11 protein-coding genes and 1 pseudogene are annotated in these 18185 nt (G+C 42.4%); 4 read left to right on the top strand and 8 right to left on the bottom strand.

The features are described 5' to 3' along the window. Nucleotides 1-4: 4 nt before the first annotated feature. Genes BacF7301_RS20560 through trpB form a run of 3 tightly spaced genes read right to left on the bottom strand, consistent with a single transcriptional unit; the run spans nt 5 to nt 3266 of the window. Complete coding sequence (locus tag BacF7301_RS20560) at nt 5-571, bottom strand: anthranilate synthase component II (RefSeq protein ID WP_167965779.1); 567 nt, start codon at nt 569-571, stop codon at nt 5-7. A 52-nt stretch (nt 572-623) separates the two neighbouring features. Continuing rightward, on the bottom strand, nt 624-2030 hold the full coding sequence (locus tag BacF7301_RS20555; protein ID WP_167965777.1) for an anthranilate synthase component I family protein: 1407 nt from the start codon (nt 2028-2030) through the stop codon (nt 624-626). Between the two features lie 48 nt (nt 2031-2078). Beyond that, entirely contained in the window at nt 2079-3266 is a 1188-nt protein-coding gene (trpB, locus tag BacF7301_RS20550) for a tryptophan synthase subunit beta (RefSeq protein WP_167965775.1), read from the bottom strand. Nucleotides 3267-3624: 358 nt separating this feature from the next. Here trpB and BacF7301_RS20545 point away from each other — a divergent pair, with 358 nt between their 5' ends. Together BacF7301_RS20545 and BacF7301_RS20540 are read left to right on the top strand one after the other, a co-directional pair. Next, nucleotides 3625-3765, top strand: coding sequence for a hypothetical protein (locus BacF7301_RS20545; protein ID WP_167965773.1), 141 nt, complete (start codon nt 3625-3627; stop codon nt 3763-3765). 78 nt (nt 3766-3843) lie between these two features. Further along, nucleotides 3844-4989 (top strand): iron-containing alcohol dehydrogenase, encoded by a 1146-nt coding sequence (locus tag BacF7301_RS20540; protein ID WP_167965771.1) that lies wholly within the window; start codon nt 3844-3846, stop codon nt 4987-4989. A gap of 34 nt (nt 4990-5023) precedes the next feature. On the opposite strand, the gene BacF7301_RS20535 is transcribed toward BacF7301_RS20540, so the two are convergent. The 3 genes from BacF7301_RS20535 to BacF7301_RS20525 form a co-directional block, all read right to left on the bottom strand. Further along, nucleotides 5024-8869: an RNA-binding domain-containing protein gene (locus BacF7301_RS20535; RefSeq protein ID WP_167965769.1), complete on the bottom strand. Its 3846-nt coding sequence runs from the start codon at nt 8867-8869 to the stop codon at nt 5024-5026. A 142-nt stretch (nt 8870-9011) separates the two neighbouring features. After that, nucleotides 9012-9440 (bottom strand): hypothetical protein, encoded by a 429-nt coding sequence (locus BacF7301_RS20530; RefSeq protein ID WP_167965767.1) that lies wholly within the window; start codon nt 9438-9440, stop codon nt 9012-9014. 1165 nt (nt 9441-10605) lie between these two features. Further along, nucleotides 10606-12231 carry a sensor histidine kinase gene (locus BacF7301_RS20525; protein ID WP_167965766.1) on the bottom strand — a complete coding sequence of 542 codons (1626 nt, stop codon included), beginning with the start codon at nt 12229-12231 and terminating at the stop codon, nt 10606-10608. Between the two features lie 274 nt (nt 12232-12505). Between BacF7301_RS20525 and BacF7301_RS20520 the strand changes: the two genes are divergently transcribed. After that, on the top strand, nt 12506-14365 hold the full coding sequence (locus tag BacF7301_RS20520; protein WP_167965765.1) for an SLC13 family permease: 1860 nt from the start codon (nt 12506-12508) through the stop codon (nt 14363-14365). A 263-nt stretch (nt 14366-14628) separates the two neighbouring features. Next, nucleotides 14629-14793 (top strand): annotated as a pseudogene (locus BacF7301_RS20515) (LruC domain-containing protein); the annotation flags it as partial. A gap of 229 nt (nt 14794-15022) precedes the next feature. Here BacF7301_RS20515 and BacF7301_RS20510 read toward each other — a convergent pair. Continuing rightward, nucleotides 15023-15964 carry a Ppx/GppA phosphatase family protein gene (locus tag BacF7301_RS20510; RefSeq protein ID WP_167965764.1) on the bottom strand — a complete coding sequence of 314 codons (942 nt, stop codon included), beginning with the start codon at nt 15962-15964 and terminating at the stop codon, nt 15023-15025. Beyond that, nucleotides 15961-18051, bottom strand: a complete 2091-nt coding sequence (locus tag BacF7301_RS20505) for an RNA degradosome polyphosphate kinase (protein ID WP_167965763.1) — start codon at nt 18049-18051, stop codon at nt 15961-15963. The genes BacF7301_RS20510 and BacF7301_RS20505 overlap by 4 nt, the downstream gene beginning before the upstream one ends. Nucleotides 18052-18185: the final 134 nt, after the last annotated feature.

The following is an 18185-nucleotide window of genomic DNA, read 5'->3' as shown; positions in this document are numbered from 1 at the left end:
AACTTTAATCGTTTAAGAAGTTCTTGATAATTTCTTTTCCTTGCGGAGTTAATACCGATTCGGGATGGAACTGTATGCCATGTACGTCATAAGTTCTATGGCGCAATGCCATGATTTGTCCTTCCTTGCTTTCTGCCGTTATTTCCAGGCAATCGGGAAAACCTTCCCGGCTCACTACCCAGGAGTGATATCGTCCGACGGGAATTTCCTTCCCCAATCCTTCGAAAAGTATATCCCGGCTAAGGATACTGACAGGAGTCTGTACCCCATGATATACTTCTGTCAGGTTTTCCAGACGTGCTCCGAAAGCCTCGCCGATAGCCTGATGTCCCAAGCAAACACCCAAAATACTTTTTGTGGGCGCGTACCTTTTAATAATAGGTAATAGCAATCCGGCTTCCTCGGGGATGCCCGGTCCGGGAGACAGGATGATTTTATCGAACCGTTCTACTTCATCAAGCTCTATTTGGTCATTGCGGACTACTTCTACATCCGTAGCTCCCAGTTCTTTCACTGCGTGCAGTAAATTATAGGTGAAAGAGTCGTAGTTATCTAAAAGTAATATTTTCATTTTTTTCTAGTCTTTGTAAAATTGTTGCTCAAATCGTTTTCCTTGTTTTCGCTTAATTCTTTAATTTTACAGCCAAATCGATTGCTTTCTTCAACGCTCCCAACTTATTATTCACCTCTTGCAATTCATATTCATCCTGACTGCGTGCCACGATGCCACCTCCGGCTTGGAACCATAATTCATTGTTACGGCTCACAAACGTACGGATGGTAATAGCCTGATTCAATTCACCGTCCAGCCCGATAAAACCGATACATCCGCCATACGCTCCCCGGTTGTGAGGTTCGATTTCGCTGATAAGTTGCATGGCACGAACTTTTGGTGCGCCGCTCAGTGTGCCGGCGGGGAAAGTGTCGATGAATGTTTTTATCTTATCCGCCCCTTCATTCAACACACCGCTCACACGGCTCACCAAATGGATGACATGACTGTAGTATTGCGGCTCTTTGTAGAATAGCACCCGCACATCATGGCAATTTCGGGAAAGGTCATTTCTTGCAAGGTCTACCAACATCACGTGCTCCGCATTCTCTTTAGGGTCGGCAAGCAATGCTTCCGCCAGTTCACGGTCTTTTACAATATCTCCGGTACGACGGGTAGTTCCTGCAATCGGGTCGATATACGCCCGGCCTTCTTCAATCTTGCAGTGTGTTTCAGGTGAAGAACCGAAGATACGGTATCCGCCGAAGTCGAAATAGAAAAGATAAGGAGAAGGGTTAATACTGCGGAGTGCGCGATAAACTTTGAAATCATCTCCGGCGTAAGGCTGAATAAATCTTCTGGAAAGTACGATTTGGAAAACATCGCCACGCATGCAATGGGCAATTCCTTTACGGACATTCGCTTTATGCTCTTCATCCGTGATAGGGCTGGTGACGGGGCCAGTCACCGAGAAATTGTAAGAAGCATAATTCCTGTTTTCGATGGCTGCTTCCAGTTCCGGCAGACCGCTTTCTTCTCCCTCAGCCGACATCTCTACTAATGTCAATTCATTCTTGAAATGGTTGAAGACAATGATATACTTATATAATATGTACAGTAAATCCGGTGCGTCGTTCTCTTCATCGTGACTTTCTTTCACCGGGATATGCTCGAAATACTTCACGGCGTTGAAAGTGGTATATCCATAAAGCCCGCATACATTTTTGTTTTCTCCACTCACCTTGAACTGGCTGATAAAGCGGTTCATGGCTTTTTCCACGGTGAATGTTTTAGTCAGCGGCTCTTCTGTACGGCTGCCGTCCGGGTAATTGGCTGTAACAATGCCGCTGTTTACGCCGATATTTGCCAGCGGGCAAAGGGCGATAAATGATAAAGAGTTTTCTCCGGCATGATAATCGGAACTTTCCATTAATGCAGATTGCGGATACATATCGCGCACTTTCAGGTAGATGCTGACGGGAGTATGCATATCTCCGAGCACCTGTTTGCTATGGGTAGTATAATTAAATGTTTTCATCTCTGCTTTTATTAATTACAAGTTATAAATTCGATTTGGCTGGTTCTCCTATTGCTCTTCGTTGAAAGATAAATAAGTCTCGATGTCTTTGTCACCTCGTCCCGAAACCGTGAGTACAACCACATCTTCCGGTTTAAACTTCAGTTTCTTCAAAGCGCCTAGTGCGTGTGCCGATTCCAGTGCGGGGATAATTCCTTCCAGCTTCGTCAGTTCGTAGGCAGCTTCTATGGCTTCGTCATCGTTGATGGCCAACACGTTGGCGCGTCTTTGTGCGGCAAGGTTGGCATGTATCGGCCCGATTCCCGGATAATCCAGTCCGGCAGAAATGGAATATGGCTCTTCAATCTGTCCGTCTTCGTCTTGGATGACGTATGTACGTGCTCCGTGGATGATTCCCATTTTTCCTAGTTGGATGGTGGCGGCAGTCATTCCTGTCTCTATCCCCTTACCCCCGGCTTCCGCCAGGATGATGCCTACCCGTTCGTCATTGATATAGTGATAGATAGTTCCGGCAGCATTGCTTCCACCGCCTACACAGGCTATCAGATAGTCGGGAAAATCGCGTCCTTCTTTTTCCTGAAGTTGTTTCTTGATTTCTTCGCTGATGACGGATTGCAGACGTGCCACCATATCGGGGTAAGGGTGAGGCCCTACGGTAGAACCGATGATATAATAAGTGTCGGCAGGATGACAGCACCAGTCACGAATCGCTTCGTTAGTGGCATCTTTCAGAGTCATGTTTCCCGAAGTGACAGGGATGACAGTGGCTCCCAGCATTTTCATTTTCTCTACGTTGATATGTTGGCGTTCTACGTCCGTCTTTCCCATATAAACGATGCATTCCATATCCATCAGTGCACATACGGTAGCGGTTGCCACTCCGTGTTGTCCGGCACCTGTTTCGGCGATGATACGTTTCTTTCCCATGCGGCGTGCCAACAGGATTTGCCCGATAGTGTTGTTGATTTTGTGGGCGCCCGTATGGTTCAGGTCTTCCCGTTTCAGATACAGTTTGCAACCATACTTTTCCGAAAGGCGTTTCGCCAGATAGAGTGGGGAAGGGCGTCCTACGTAGTCACGCAGCAATTGGTCAAATTCTCTCTTGAAGTCTTCACTTTCAATTACTTCGAGGTACTTATTCTTCAGTTCCTCTACACATTTGTGGAGAATCTCCGGTACATACGCTCCACCGAATTCTCCGTAATAGCCATCCTGGTCAACTAAAAAACTTTTCATAATCCTATATTTTAATGTTATTATTTGATTCTTGTTCAAAAACGGGCAAATAAAAAGAGCCCTGTCGCAAGCTGCGACAGGGCTCTTTCAAATCTGTTATATCTTTAATGAGGTATATACATACGAGCACTGCTCCCTTACGACTGTCGGAGTTGTAACGGGCGCCACCACCAATATGTATTTACTAACATTGTTCTCATTGTCTTTTGTTATTTTATGGGGGCAAATATAGACACTTTGTTTGAAACTGCAAACAAAATATTACTTTTTTTCTCTTTTGCCTTCATTTTTCTGATTATAGAACAATTTCAGAGCTGAACTGTTCTTATAAATATTGAATTTTTAAACAAAAACAAGTATGAAACAGAGAAAAGTCTTAGTAGGCATTGCTATTGCCATTTTCGTAATATTATTGCTTTATTGGTTACTAGTGGCAGAAGATATGAAACCTTGGCTGTCGGCTATGGTTCCTTCCGTTGCGCAACAATTCATTGCCTGATTCTGAAAGGTTTCGGATAATTCGAGTATCTTTGCAAGGATAGTAACTAATAAACAAAATAAGAACAAGAGACAAGATATGGAAAATTTTATTTTTCAGAATCCCGTGAAACTGATAGTGGGTCGCGGGATGATTGCCCGGTTGGCTAAAGAGATTCCGTCCGACAAACGTATTATGATTACTTTTGGCGGCGGAAGCGTGAAGAAAAATGGTGTGTACGACCAGGTAAAGGAAGCATTGAAGAATCATTTTACCGTAGAGTTCTGGGGGATTGAACCCAATCCTGCCGTTGAAACTCTCCGTAAAGCGATTGCTTTGGGAAAAGAAGAGAAAGTGGATTACTTACTGGCCGTTGGCGGCGGTTCTGTGATTGACGGCACGAAACTGATTTCAGCAGGTATCCTGTACGACGGTGATGCCTGGGACTTGGTGCTTGCCGGACGCCGTGTCACTCATACTGTGCCGCTGGCTACTGTTTTGACTCTTCCCGCCACTGGTTCGGAGATGAATAACGGAGCAGTTATCTCCCGTCATGAAACAAAGGAGAAATATCCTTTTAACGCTAATTATCCGCTATTTTCGATTCTTGACCCGGAAGTAACTTTTACGTTGCCACCCCATCAGGTAGCATGCGGACTGTCAGACACCTTTGTTCATGTGATGGAGCAATACATGACTACTCCCGGACAGAGCCGTGTCATGGATCGCTGGGCGGAAGGCATTCTTCAAACATTAGTAGAAATAGCACCGAAAATCCGTGAGAACCAGCATGATTATCAACTGATGGCAGACTTTATGCTTTCGGCTACCATGGCATTGAACGGTTTTATTGCCATGGGAGTATCTGAGGATTGGGCGACTCATATGATTGGTCATGAAATCACCGCATTGCACGGACTGACACATGGTCATACACTGGCAATCGTTCTTCCTGCTACCCTGCAAGTGCTTCGTGAAGCAAAGGGAGATAAACTGGTACAATACGGTGAAAGAGTATGGGGAATTACTTCCGGCACGAGAGAAGAACGGATTGATAAAGCGATTTGTTGTACGGAAGACTTTTTCCGTTCACTGGGACTGACTACCCGCCTGCATGAAGAAAACATAGGGCAGGAGACTATCCTGGAAATTGAACGCCGTTTCAATGAACGCGGAGTTAAATATGGTGAGAACGGAACTGTGACGGGAACTGTTGCCCGTGAGATATTGGAGACTGCTCTTTGATCCTTCTTTCTCCAGTAAAACACTGGGGATACGGCTATGGATACCTTATTCCCAGTGTTTCTAAGACTTTCCGTTCAGTAGTAATCGTTTCCGCATGGATTGCCACCCCCTGATATTGCAATTTGTCACATACCAGTTTCTTAAGTTTGTCCGCTTTCGTTTCCGGTATCACTTCCCATCGTGTTACTTCTCCGAAGTCATACGAAAAGAGCGGAGTTCCTTTTAATGTCAAGTCTGTATTTTGCTTGATTTTCTCTATTGTGGCCAGTTTGAAATAGTCATTTCCCTGCTTGTTGGTGCAACATAAGATATACGGTTCCCCATTTTCGATAGTCGCAAATATCAGACGCATATCCTTGTTTACGCCATTTTTATAGGTATAGCTTCTTTTCTTTTGCAACAATATCCTTAATGGTACGCGATTCACGTATGCATTATCATAACACAACAACAGGCTGCCACCCACTTCGGCCTCATTGATAGCCAATGTAAGGACGGCATTGTCAATATGCGGAATTTCGTCTGTCAGCATATATCCCCCGTTTTCCAACAGGGTCAGATAGGTGGCGATGTAGATTCCTTGTGAAACGGGACGCAGAGATGAAGTCGGTATCTTGTTTATCTTTTTTGCCGGTTGTTGCTCTTTCTCCTTTTTCTTTTTCAGGCTGGCGGCAAAGGCTGCGGCAACACTCGTTTGGATTGTGCCGGTATCTAGCAGGCTCTGGTTCACCAGTTCTTCATTCTTCACATCACTCTCACTGGTTTTAATTCTCTCTAATTCCAATGCCTTCAGTTCATTTTTCAGTGCGTCCTTTTTTCGCTGCTGCTGCTTCAGCAACGCATTTCCATCCAGCAATACCGTTGAGTTTCCCTGGCGTTGCCACACCGCCCCGTTCAGTTCTACCAACTTTCCATAACACGGAATTGTCACATGGCAAATTTCCCGTCCGCCATACTTTGGAAAATCAATGTGAATAATGCCGTTGATATCTTTTCCCATTGTCGAAATGATACGTTGCCGTATAAACCGCTCGTAAGCGTCCGAATTGCATACCATATAAGAATAATCATTCACCAGTCCGGTCACATTACCGTTATCAGCTACTCCGATATAGAGTGTGCCGCCATTTGCGTTCAGAAATCCTGCTATCGCGCGTAAAATAACTTCAGACTGTTGCTTCATGTCGGGAAGAGAGCGGTTTACCGGATACACGATTGAAGTCTTGAATTCCACTTCTCCGCTTTCACGACCCAGATTTATGACTTCTATTTTCTCTTCCTCTCCGTCTTTTTTCTCTATCCGGGCTGTCACTACAAACTCGGCCGCCCCGATACGTCTAAGTAATTCATTACGGATAAATAACAATTCATCCGGTTCTAAGGTCTGATGCAGCAAACTGTTGGCAAGTACCAGACGAATGATATGTTCTTTATTTTTATCTTTTGTAGTTGCGATGCCCACTGCCAGATGAGGGTCAAATGTATGGCTGTAAAACTGTTTGAGAATCTGTATACTCTCTCTCAGAGGAGCCAATGACGGAAAACGTACAATATCCTCGTCATTTATTTTTAGGTTGTCAACCCAGTGCGTTTGTCCGGGATGTGTAGCAAAACTATAGATGTTTTCTTCATAGCTCATCCGGGCTGTGACATACTCTTTACAAACTTCATCATTGGTAAAACAAGCTATCAGAAGGGCACTTCCGAGAATGTTGTACCGATCGGCCACTGAAGTTCCGAGGGCAGACGACGCGATGAGTAACCTGGACAGTTCGCGCAACAGTGGCAATTCCAATTGCTTTTCGGTATCAGTCAACTCTTCATCAGCAGTTGTTTCCCAATCCTTTTCATCCCAGACCGAATCGTCGTCGGGCCGGCAATAGCCGATATATTCTCTGACTAATGTTGCCAGTGCATTCTCTGTGTCAATCGGTGTATCGAGGTATTCTAAGACGGCGGCATTGATATATCCTCTCTGCTTGTTGATGTTCCTTACTTTCAATATGGCTGTTTCGCCCACTTCCGGATAAGGGTATGTGGCTGGTGTAAACAAACAATATCCTTCCTTACTCAGCCACATGCAAGATTTCTTTTGTACCCTGTACAACCTGGCATAAAATCTGCTGTCCGGCTGTACTGTAGACATTGCCATGTCGGACAATTCCTGGAAAATGCTGAACGATAGTCTCCCGTCACTATCTACCTTGACAACCGTTGCGTCGAATGTATCACCTTCATAAAATATGTTGTTGAAACTGTTGATGCGGTAATGGCATACTTCACTGGCAAGCAAGGCGCCTTTGCCTTCATAGTCAGGATCATCTATTTCGGCAAACATCATTAACGGGAAACGTGGGTTGAAAGCGGAAAGCCGGATAGTGACCTGTGTACCGACAGTAGGCAAAGTCTTTATGGCTGCTTCCTTGTTCTGTTTCACGTTCACTTTCTTTTTTGATATTTCCGTCAGTTCTTCCCAACATCTCTTTAATACTGTGATGTTTCCTTTTTCAGTCATTTTGAGCTTTAGCTCTTTTCCGGCTATTACTTGTATGCGTCCTTCAAAGGGCGAAAGGATTTCCGCATTTTTTTGATAATCCATCAATGTGTTGGGCGACTTTCCTGCGTATATGGAAAATACTCTGTCACGAAGCGAAATATGTCCGTTCGGCAACGCTAGTTGCGCAGCCGATTGTTGCTCTTCACTGTCTGTTTCACTGGTGAAAACGCGCAATTTGGTGACAAAAAACTCAGTCTTGAACCGTATTACATCATTCCAGGTAAATTCTAGCTTGCAAGTGTTTTCTTCCGTGACCAGTTCGTTGAATGCTTTGTCTACGAAAAAACGTGCTGACTCGGGATGGGCTGTACAACAGTATCTGTAAAGCATGGCTTTGTAGACTGAAAACAGCATATTCTTCCTGCCTTTACAAAGCAGCAGGTAAAGGGCGAGGAGATAAATGTTGCGGTCATAACGGGTTTCATTCCATTCCTGGTTGTCTATATGTTTGCGTATCAGTGCAATGAGGGACAATAGCGGATATTCATCCTCATCTGCTGTGCTGGTAGCCAGATACCGGCAAAATTCTGCTAATGCGCCGGGATCCTTATCCCATAACGTGGTATCAATGCCGAATAAAGCTATTACTTGCGCTATCTTTTTCGATTTGTCCAAAAGATAGCCGGATGTACGTATCTTGGAGAAAATCTTTTGAAGAAAGGCACTGGCTTCGCCGCCTTGCACAAGGGCGGCAGCATTCACCAATGCTTCTCCATGCGCCAGTTTCCGCTCGCATTCTTTACGATATGCGTCGGTGGCATCCGGTGAATAAAGCGTAAGATACAAGGAATCTTCCAGCATCCATTCTATAATTGCCTGCTGATAGTGTACCAAAGCACATAGCAGTTCAGTGTTCTTTACTTCAACGGCTTCATCCATTTCCGATTGCAGCACAGCAAGATAAGAAAGTATCCACGTCCCGACGCACTTCTCGTATTCCACTAGCATTTGCGTCAACATCTTATTTTTGACTGTTCTTTTTTTAAGAGCGTCCAACGTAAGGGATTCCAAAGGCGGTTCTGTCCGGATATTGTGAATCAATTGGTCATAAGTAAGGAAATTAGTTCCTTGTTTTAATTGCCGGTTATCCGGTTCATCCATAGTGATATCGGCTTTTTCTTGTACAAAAAGTGGTGAACCGTCGGCATCATATGTGGATAATGTACATCTTATGGTTTCGGGGATTGGCTGGCCGTACTGGGATTGCAGCATTTTTACACGTAATTTCAACTGGTTATCTTCTATCAGATAATATTGATTGTCGGCAATGGCTAATGTACCGGTTACCTTTAAATAATATGTAGTATTCTTTTCGTATTCCATGCAAATAGATGTTTGTGTGCAATTATTTAGTATTAGTCGATAAAAGTAGAAAAAATAAATAGGAAATCCTATCAGATGAGTAATTTTTTTTTTAAAGATTGCATATTCAGATATTATATTTATCGTTTTAAACGACTTATATTCACCGTTTCCATTTGCTGTATAATCTTTTTATCCATCCGGCGTTGACGAATCTTTCGTGCTTCGCAAGTTCTTTCTTGCAGTCACGTATCCGGACATTCAGTCTTTTCATTATCGCCTGTATTTCGTTTATCTTAGCGTTTTTTTCTCTTAGCAGTGCCAATTCCCTGTCTTGGGAGTTTATGATTTCGGCGTACATATTGCAAACTCTTGTTTTTTCGGCGCATAATTCTTCTAATGTGTCGATATATTCAGACGTAATTCCCGCCTTGTCCCAATGTAGGAACTCCTGAATCTCTTTCTCGTCGATAGCGGGGATGCCTTTTGCATATGATACAGTAAGTTTTTTCATTTCCACCCAAAGCCAAATTACTTCCTTGGCTATTCCGTATTTGACTGCTGCTTTTTCTACGCTAATACATTTTGACATAATGCTCTTTTTAGTGTTCCACGATAATAAGTGAATATTATTTTGTTTATGTTGGTTCAACGAGCATCCAGCCTTTTATATTCAGGTCGGATAGGGATTATGAGTCGGGCTGTATAAGGAACCGTCCGGACATAAAAAAAGCATGGATGCTGTTGTACCATATATCCAAACTTGAGGCTTAGCAAGACCCTTGACCGGATAATGATAACAACAGACATCCACGCTAATCGTTTATATATAACACATCTCTAGCTGATATGTTGATATACAGCTATTCACGTGGAGTATCTGTTGTATCATCTCTCGGTCAAAAACTGCTAATTTTCCAAGTTTGAGAGACAATACGAATTTTACTCCTTTTCAGGATAAAAAAACGCCTTCCACTTGTTTCATCACGCTGATGTGCGGAAAACGTGTTACAAAGATAGATGTTTTTTTTGTAATACAATGAAAATAATAGGAATAAATGCAGAAAGTTTCGTTCAGGGGATGATGCCTGATGTTTTTGCGCTTCTTTGTTAATTTTGTGATGCCTTGCAACTGCTCTTATATTCATAGATGTTTATAAGTGGAGTTCACTTTCTTCACCATGTTTCAAATCTTTGTGAATAAGAAAGTTATGGTGAAGAATCACCGGAAATTCCAGCTTTCACATCTCTTCACGCCTTCACCCGTTGAAAGCATCTTTTAGTCTGGACGCAAAATTAAAAGACGCCTGCTACCTGACTTTTTCAAAATACTATGAGCTAAAGTAAATATGATTATAGCTAATCTGATTTTCATTATAGCTAATCTGAATATGCTATAAGCAAATTTCTTGTTAGCTATTAATTGTTGAACTGTCAGCTATTAATTGTTAAACTGTCAGGTGTTAATGTTTGAAATACAGGATATTAATAGTTGAGGTGCAGGGTATATATGCATAACAGGTTGGATATATATGGCTGTGTCATAGCCATTACTAGTAAAGGAGTGAAGGATTGTGAAAGCCAATAAATCAGGCTTTCATTCACCGCAACCAGCTCATTTATAGTTGTTTGAGAAGCAGTGAAGAAAGTGAATATCCGGCAATGAACATAATGTAGTTTTATAAATGAGGATAATCTCGAAGCATCAGTCTCGGTGAGGTATATTGATAATCAATGTAGATAGACTGTCTATTTTATTATTTCACAATAATCTCCCGTATCGGAATTCTGAACCAAAAACAAGAACCTTCCCCTTCTTTGGAATCGACTCCGATCACTCCGCCCAATCGTTCTACAATAATACGGCAGATAGCCAATCCGAGTCCCGTTCCTTTTATGAAAGAGTTCAATTTGACAAAGCGTTCAAATACCTTGTCTGTCTTATCAGCAGGAATTCCGATTCCTGTATCTTTTACATAAAAATAGATATCACCTTTTTCCTCTTCAATCCGGTATCCCATTTGGATAGTACCTTTCGGAGTAAACTTCATGGCATTGTTGGTGAAGTTTATGATAACCTGCGACAGGCGAACGCGGTCGGTGTTGAGAATGCACTGCTCTGCCTTTTCCGCAAACATGATTTGTACGTCCGGCGAGGTATTCTTTTCTTGCATTTGCCGGCAGATGCCGTCCATCAATTCATTAATATCTGTCGGCCCTAATGTAAACTCCATAGTACCTGCTTCAATTTTCGACAAGTCGAGGATGTCATCTATCAACTGCAATAATAATATATTGTTGCTGGAGATAATTTTCATAAATTCCTGTTTTTCTTCTTCTTCCTGTGATTGGCAAATCATTTCGGAGAATCCGACGATAGCGTTTAACGGAGTACGAATTTCGTGGCTCATATTGGCAAGGAAAGCTGATTTTAACCGGTTGGACTCTTCCGCTTTTTCCTTTGCTTCTTGCAGCATCCTGTCCATTTTTAATTTCTCAGTGATATTTTCGAAACGAAGTAATCCGCCTATGATTTCAGTCTCGTTTTTGTCATTGAACACAGGAGTCGCCGTTACCTCAAAGTCTACTTGGTCAACTCTGATTGTATGTCGGATAATCTTCCCCTGCTCAATGGCTTTCTTAAAAGCACATTGTCCGCATGGCTCATCCCGGAGTGCGCTGGTTTGATAGCATATTTTGCCCGGAATATACCGTCTTCCTTTTACCATATTGGCGATATGGGTTGTTTCTTCCCATTGTACACGGTAATTTTTATCAATATAGATAAGCCCGAAATCTATACTTTTCAGAGCTAACTTCTGTTTTCTCAATGCTTTCTCCAACTGCTCTTTGGCAGTTTCCAATTCTCTTTCGTAATTCTTGAGTTGGGTAATGTCCCATCGGATTGCCAACAACCATTTTTTTTCTCCTTCCCATGAGATGATTGATTTCACGGCAATCGTGTCGTGTACTATTCCATCCGGAGTGATATATTTCTCTTCTCCGCGATAAATTTTACCTTCTTTTACGAGCTCTTTGTCGATATTGCGGTATTTTTCTCCCCGCTCTTCTCCGTATATTTCATAATCAGTACGTCCTATAGCCTCTTCACTGCTGATTCCGGATTCGATACTCGACTCTTTATTCCAATAGTAGTATCGAAAATCATTTGTAATGTCTTTTACGATGATGGGAAAGGGGAGATTATCGAGAATATCGAATGAGAAGCGATAAGAATGATTTGTTTTTTCTATTGCTTTGCGTAGCTTCTGAATTCGGAATAATAGGATGCAAACAATAAGAAGTAATATTATTATTAGTAAATAATTGAAACTCCAATGGGGCTCGCTAATCCAGTAAATCAATAAACTATTGTTTGCCATAAGATGTTTGTTATAAATAGGCTGTAAAGATATGAATTCTTACGTAATTCTCAAAATTTGATACATGAATATATCGTTGTTCAGCGATATATTATAAGACTGTAATTATATAATATTTTAAAAATAAAGCCTTTATGGTATTGATTGATTCCAGTTTGGTGTTAAGAACTAAAAACATATCTAATTTGTTTTTATTAAGTGGGAGTATTTTCTATTTTTGTCTGCCCAAATTGATTTTTGATAAAGTCAGAATAAAACAATCATTTAATTACTTATGTTAATAACCATTATTATTCTCGTTCTTTCGGCTATCTTTTTCGTGAACGGCAAGATTCGTTCGGATATTGTGGCACTTTGTGCGTTGGTAGCCTTACTTATTTTTCAGATATTAACCCCTGATGAAGCTCTTTCCGGTTTTTCCAATTCGGTAGTCATTATGATGATCGGATTGTTTGTGGTAGGCGGGGCTATTTTCCAGACAGGGCTGGCAAAAATGATAAGTTCCCGTATCCTTAAACTTGCGGGAACGAGTGAAACCCGTCTGTTTCTATTGGTCATGCTGGTGACTTCTGCCATTGGCGCATTTGTCAGTAATACCGGAACGGTGGCGCTGATGCTTCCTATTGTAGTCAGTTTAGCTATGAGCGCCGGAATGAATCCGAGCCGGCTGTTGATGCCGTTGGCTTTTGCAAGTAGTATGGGTGGTATGATGACCTTAATCGGTACTCCGCCGAACCTTGTGATACAAAACACACTGACTTCGGCAGGACTCGAACCGCTCTCTTTCTTTTCATTCTTGCCGGTAGGTCTTGTTTGTGTAGCTGTCGGTACGTTGGTGCTGATGCCGCTTAGCAAATGGTTTCTTTCTAAGAAAGGAAAGAAAAGCGACAATTCACGCTCAGGCAAATCGCTGAAGCAATTGGTAAATGAATACGGGCTTTCGAGCAATTTGTTCCGTTTGCAGGTGATAGGAGATTCCCGCCTTTTGGGAAAAACAATCATTGATTTGGATATCCGACGCAAATATGGGCTGAATATTATAGAAGTCCGTCGTGGGGATGCGTCGCAACATCGCTTTCTGAAAACGATTACACAGAAGTTTGCGGCGCCGGATACAGTACTCCAGGCAGAAGATATCCTATATATGACAGGCGATTTTGAAAAGGTTCAACTGTTTGCCGAAGACTACCTGCTGGAAATATTGGGCGACCATGCAACGGAGGAAACGAAGAACTCTGCTAATTCTCTTGAGTTTTATGATATCGGAATTGCGGAAATAGTCTTGATGCCGGCATCCAATCTGATAAATCAGACTATTAAAGAAACAGGGTTCCGTGATTTGTATAACGTAAATGTATTGGGTATTCGTCGTAAAAAAGAATATATATTGCAAGATTTGGGCAATGAGCGGATTCATAGCGGTGATGTTCTTTTAGTGCAGGGCACATGGAACAACATAGCCCGCCTTAGCAAAGAAGATTCCGATTGGGTTGTTTTAGGACAGCCTTTGGCAGAAGCGGCTAAAGTTACTTTAGACTATAAGGCTCCGGTAGCTGCCTCTATCATGGTGTTGATGGTGGCAATGATGGTATTCGACTTTATTCCTGTTGCTCCGGTCACTGCCGTTATGATAGCAGGTATATTGATGGTACTGACCGGATGCTTCCGTAATGTGGAAGCTGCTTATAAAACAATTAATTGGGAAAGTATCGTGCTGATTGCCGCCATGCTTCCCATGTCTTTGGCTTTGGAGAAAACAGGGGCTTCGGAGTATATATCCAATACGTTAGTCAGTGGTTTGGGGTCTTATGGTCCTCTAGCGTTAATGGCAGGTATCTATTTTACAACCTCATTGATGACTATGTTTATCAGTAACACCGCTACGGCAGTACTGCTTGCGCCGATAGCTTTGCAAAGTGCCATACAGATAGGTGTTAGTCCACTACCGTTCCTGTTTGCTGTGACAGTAGGAGCAAGTATGTGCTTTGCTTCTCCGTTCTCTACACCACCTAACGCGTTAGTGATGCCTGCCGGGCAATATACCTTTATGGATTATGTCAAAGTAGGATTGCCGTTACAGATTATTATGGGAATTGTGATGATTTTCGTTTTACCTTTACTTTTCCCTTTTTGATGCGAACGTGAAAAAAAAGCAGGAGGCTGTATTGAAAAATACAGCCTTTTTTTATTTAATATCTGCAAATACGACTATCTTTGCAAGCAGATTACCAGCGTATTAGGGGTAATAGCTTTTTTCGCATAAATAAAACGAACTAAAGAATTAGGGGATTATGAAACAAAACATTGCAAAAGCACTAACATTTTCGTTATTGGCAACCTCTGCCGTTTTTACCAGTTGTGTGGATAATGAGAAAAACTTGTTTAACGCAGACCAACAATAATACATGGGCTCTTTGTGTCCCCGATAAATTTGCTTATCCGATGGAAAGAACTGTGATAACAGAAGCGTATGGTCATTTTGCGGATTGGGCGCATGATCAGAGTACTAATACCGATTGGTATAGTACGCCTTCAAGCAGTGATAAGGTAATAAAATACTAATCTTCTTTTTTAATATAAGTCGACAGCCGGAGAATGAACTATTTTCCGGCTGTTTTCTCTATGAATTAACCCCTCGATTGCAAGGCAGTAGTAATTGTCTTGCATGATTTTTTTCGTCTGACTATAGTCTTTTATTCGTCTGACTATAGTTAGACGAAAAGATAACTATAGTCAGACGAAAGTTCAACTATAGTCAGACGAATAAAGTTATGTAAACTGAAGCATAAATTCATTCAATCGGAGAAGTAAAATTATGCGAAGCAGGTGCTACATTCATATTCTGTGTGTACAGGCTATCAATGATGCCGTCGGACAATCCGATAGTAGGTACAATGATACCGGTAGCTTTTACATAAGTCGCCACTTCAAGAAATATCTCTGCTGCGGGAACAATTACATCTGCCCGGTCCGGTTTCAGTTTGTATTGCTTGATGCGTTGTTCGGTGGGAAGGGCTTGTAAAGCCGTATAAATCTCACGCAGCGATTCAACGGGTAGGAGAGAAGCCTTTTTATCCTTCTTGTCTGCGAGACGGAAGAGCTTGTTAATATTTCCGCCCGAACCGATAATGCTGACAGGGGCATATTCCGCGGCAATGCCAATCAGGTCGGTACGTAGCGCTTCCTTTTCCTCTTCTTTCACCATGCCGCTAAGCATACGGACTGTACCTATATTATATGAACGGGAGTTTTTCAATTCTCCGTTGCTGATAAGGTTAATTTCCGTACTACCGCCGCCAACATCTACATATAGATAATTCTGTCCGGATGCAAACAGTTGCTCGATGTGGTTGTCATATACAATATGCGCTTCTTCCTGCCCGTCGATAATATCTACACGGATACCTGTTTTCTTGGCTATCTGCCGGACAATATCTTTGCCGTTCCGGGCGTCGCGCATAGCGGACGTGGCGCAGGCACGATAATCCACTACATCATATATTTTCATCAATTGCTTGTAGGCTTTCATCAGCCGGATCAGTTTCTTCTCTTTTTCTGCCGAAATAACACCTGCTGTGAAAGCATCTTCTCCCAGCCGTAACGGGATACGGATGAGCTGCACCTTACTCATAAGTTCGGGCGCATTTTCCTCGTTTACGCATTTTATTAGTAACCGAACGGCATTGGAACCGATGTCGATTGCTGCATAATTAACTTTCTTCATACTTATCATAATGTGTTGTTGTATTCGTTGTATAACTTTTCTTGTGAACGGAATGGTGATATTGTTTCCTCGCCTAGTGGAGGAGTGAATGGAAGATTCCATGCCCGGTTGCTTCCCATCCCGTCTACTATGTGTCCTTTCGCTGTGTCTTGAAATCCGTAACAGACAATCCGTTTTAAATCCGCCTGTATCTCTTTGTCGTAAACAGGAGCCAGCACTTCAATGCGGTTGTCCAGGTTTCGTGGCATCCAGTCTGCCGAACCGATATAGTATTTTTCTTCTCCGCCATTGGCGAAAATGAAGATGCGTGAGTGTTCAAGATAACGGTCTATAATTCCATTGATATGTATATTCTCACTGACGCCCGGAACAGCCGGTACCAAAGAACAGTTGCCGCGTACCACCAGTTCTATTTTGACTCCTGCTGCTGAGGCTTCGTATAGCTTTTCAATAAGTGTGCGGTCTGTTATGTGATTTACTTTGGCAAGGATATAGGCGTCTTTTCCCTGTTCCTTGTTCTTTATCTCCTTATTGATAAGAGCAATCAACCGTTTACGCATATCATTGGGAGAAACGAGCAACTCTTTGAAATTAACGGGCGTGTATGGCTTCTCGATAAAGTCAAATACGGCATTTACTTCCCGGACAATGGGACGGTGGGCGGTCATAATTGTATAGTCGGTGTACATACGTGCATTTCCTTCGTGGAAGTTTCCCGTGCTGATACAGGCAATGTCTCCGTGGCGCGTTCCGATGTGTACGAGTTTGGAGTGAATCTTCAGTCCTTCCACTCCGAAAATTACATGGATTCCTGCATCCTGCATTCTTTTGCTCCAATTGATATTCGAGGCTTCGTCAAAACGTGCCAGTAATTCGATGACTACCGTCACCTTCTTGCCGTTCTTTGCTGCGCAAATCAATGCCTTGATTACTTTGGAATCTTTAGCTAGCCGGTAAAGCGTCGTCTTGATACTTTTCACTTCTTTGCTGATAGCAGCTTCGCGCAGTACGCGGATGAAAGTATCAAAACTATGATAAGGATAATGCAGCGAGCGGTCTTTCTGACGAATCAGGGTCAGCAGACTTTCCGCACCGTTTAGTTCGGGTTTGAAAATCGGTTCCCAAACAGGATATTTCAGATGATTGTGACCACAGACTGGAAATTTCATTAAATCTTTGAAATTATGATAACGTCCACCGGCTACACGGGTATCGTTCTTGCCTATATTCAGACGGTCGGTCAGTCTTTTTAGTAAATCCCTGGGGATTTGCTCGTCATACACAAAACGGAGAGGTTCGCCTTTCTTGCGACTTTTCACTCCTTTGGAGATTTTCTGAAGTACGCCCGTCCGCAAATCACTGTCTATTTCCATTTCGGCATCTTTGGTGAACTTAAAGGTGTATGCTTCATAATCGGTATATTTCATTCCGACAAAAATCATAGGCAGGCAGTAGCGGATGACGTCATCGAGAAACATAAGATAAGTCTTTCCTTCCGATTCGGGCAGTTGGATGAAGCGTCCGAATTCTCCGACCGGCAACTGGATGACTGCATAATCCTTCTCTTTTATTTTTCCAGTTTCATCTTTGCGGAGCAAGCGGATAGCGAGATAAATATCTTCATCTGTCTGGTCGTCCAACTGGCGGGGGCCGTTAAGGAAAAGTGGGGTGGTGGAACCATTTAGCTTGTTGCGATAAAAAGAACTGATGAACGTTTTCTGTTCATCGTTCATTTCCGTTTCTTTGATAACATAAATATTTTCTTTTTTCAGTTCTTCCATGATAGAGGCGAACGTTTCTTCAAACTGCTCGTAGTAACGGTTGTGCAGCTTGCCTATCTGTTTCAGTGTGTGTGCGGCGACTTCCTGTTCTTTCTGTATGTTCTTGTCGTCATACTCTATAATCCGATTTAAGGTAGCGACACGGACACGGAAGAACTCGTCGAGGTTGTTTGAATAGATGCCAAGAAAAGTCAGCCGTTCCAGTAAAGGAACTTCCGGGCGGGCGGCTTCGAGTAAGATACGCTGGTTGAAATACATCCAACTGATGTCACGCTCAACGTAAGGACACTTCTTTTTTGTTTCGCTTGGTTTCATAATGAAGAATCTGTTTTTAATTTTCTGCAAAATTATCTAAGTGAGATGTAATAGCTATAACGAATTTATTACGAACTTATTACAATGTTTATTTGTTATTTTTATATATCAGTAGAAACACTTATATTCGCAAA

The sequence above is a fragment of the Bacteroides faecium genome (assembly GCF_012113595.1).
GTDB lineage: Bacteria > Bacteroidota > Bacteroidia > Bacteroidales > Bacteroidaceae > Bacteroides > Bacteroides faecium.
The sequence above is the reverse complement of the archived record's forward strand: the minus strand, read 5'-3'. Positions and strand labels throughout refer to the sequence as shown.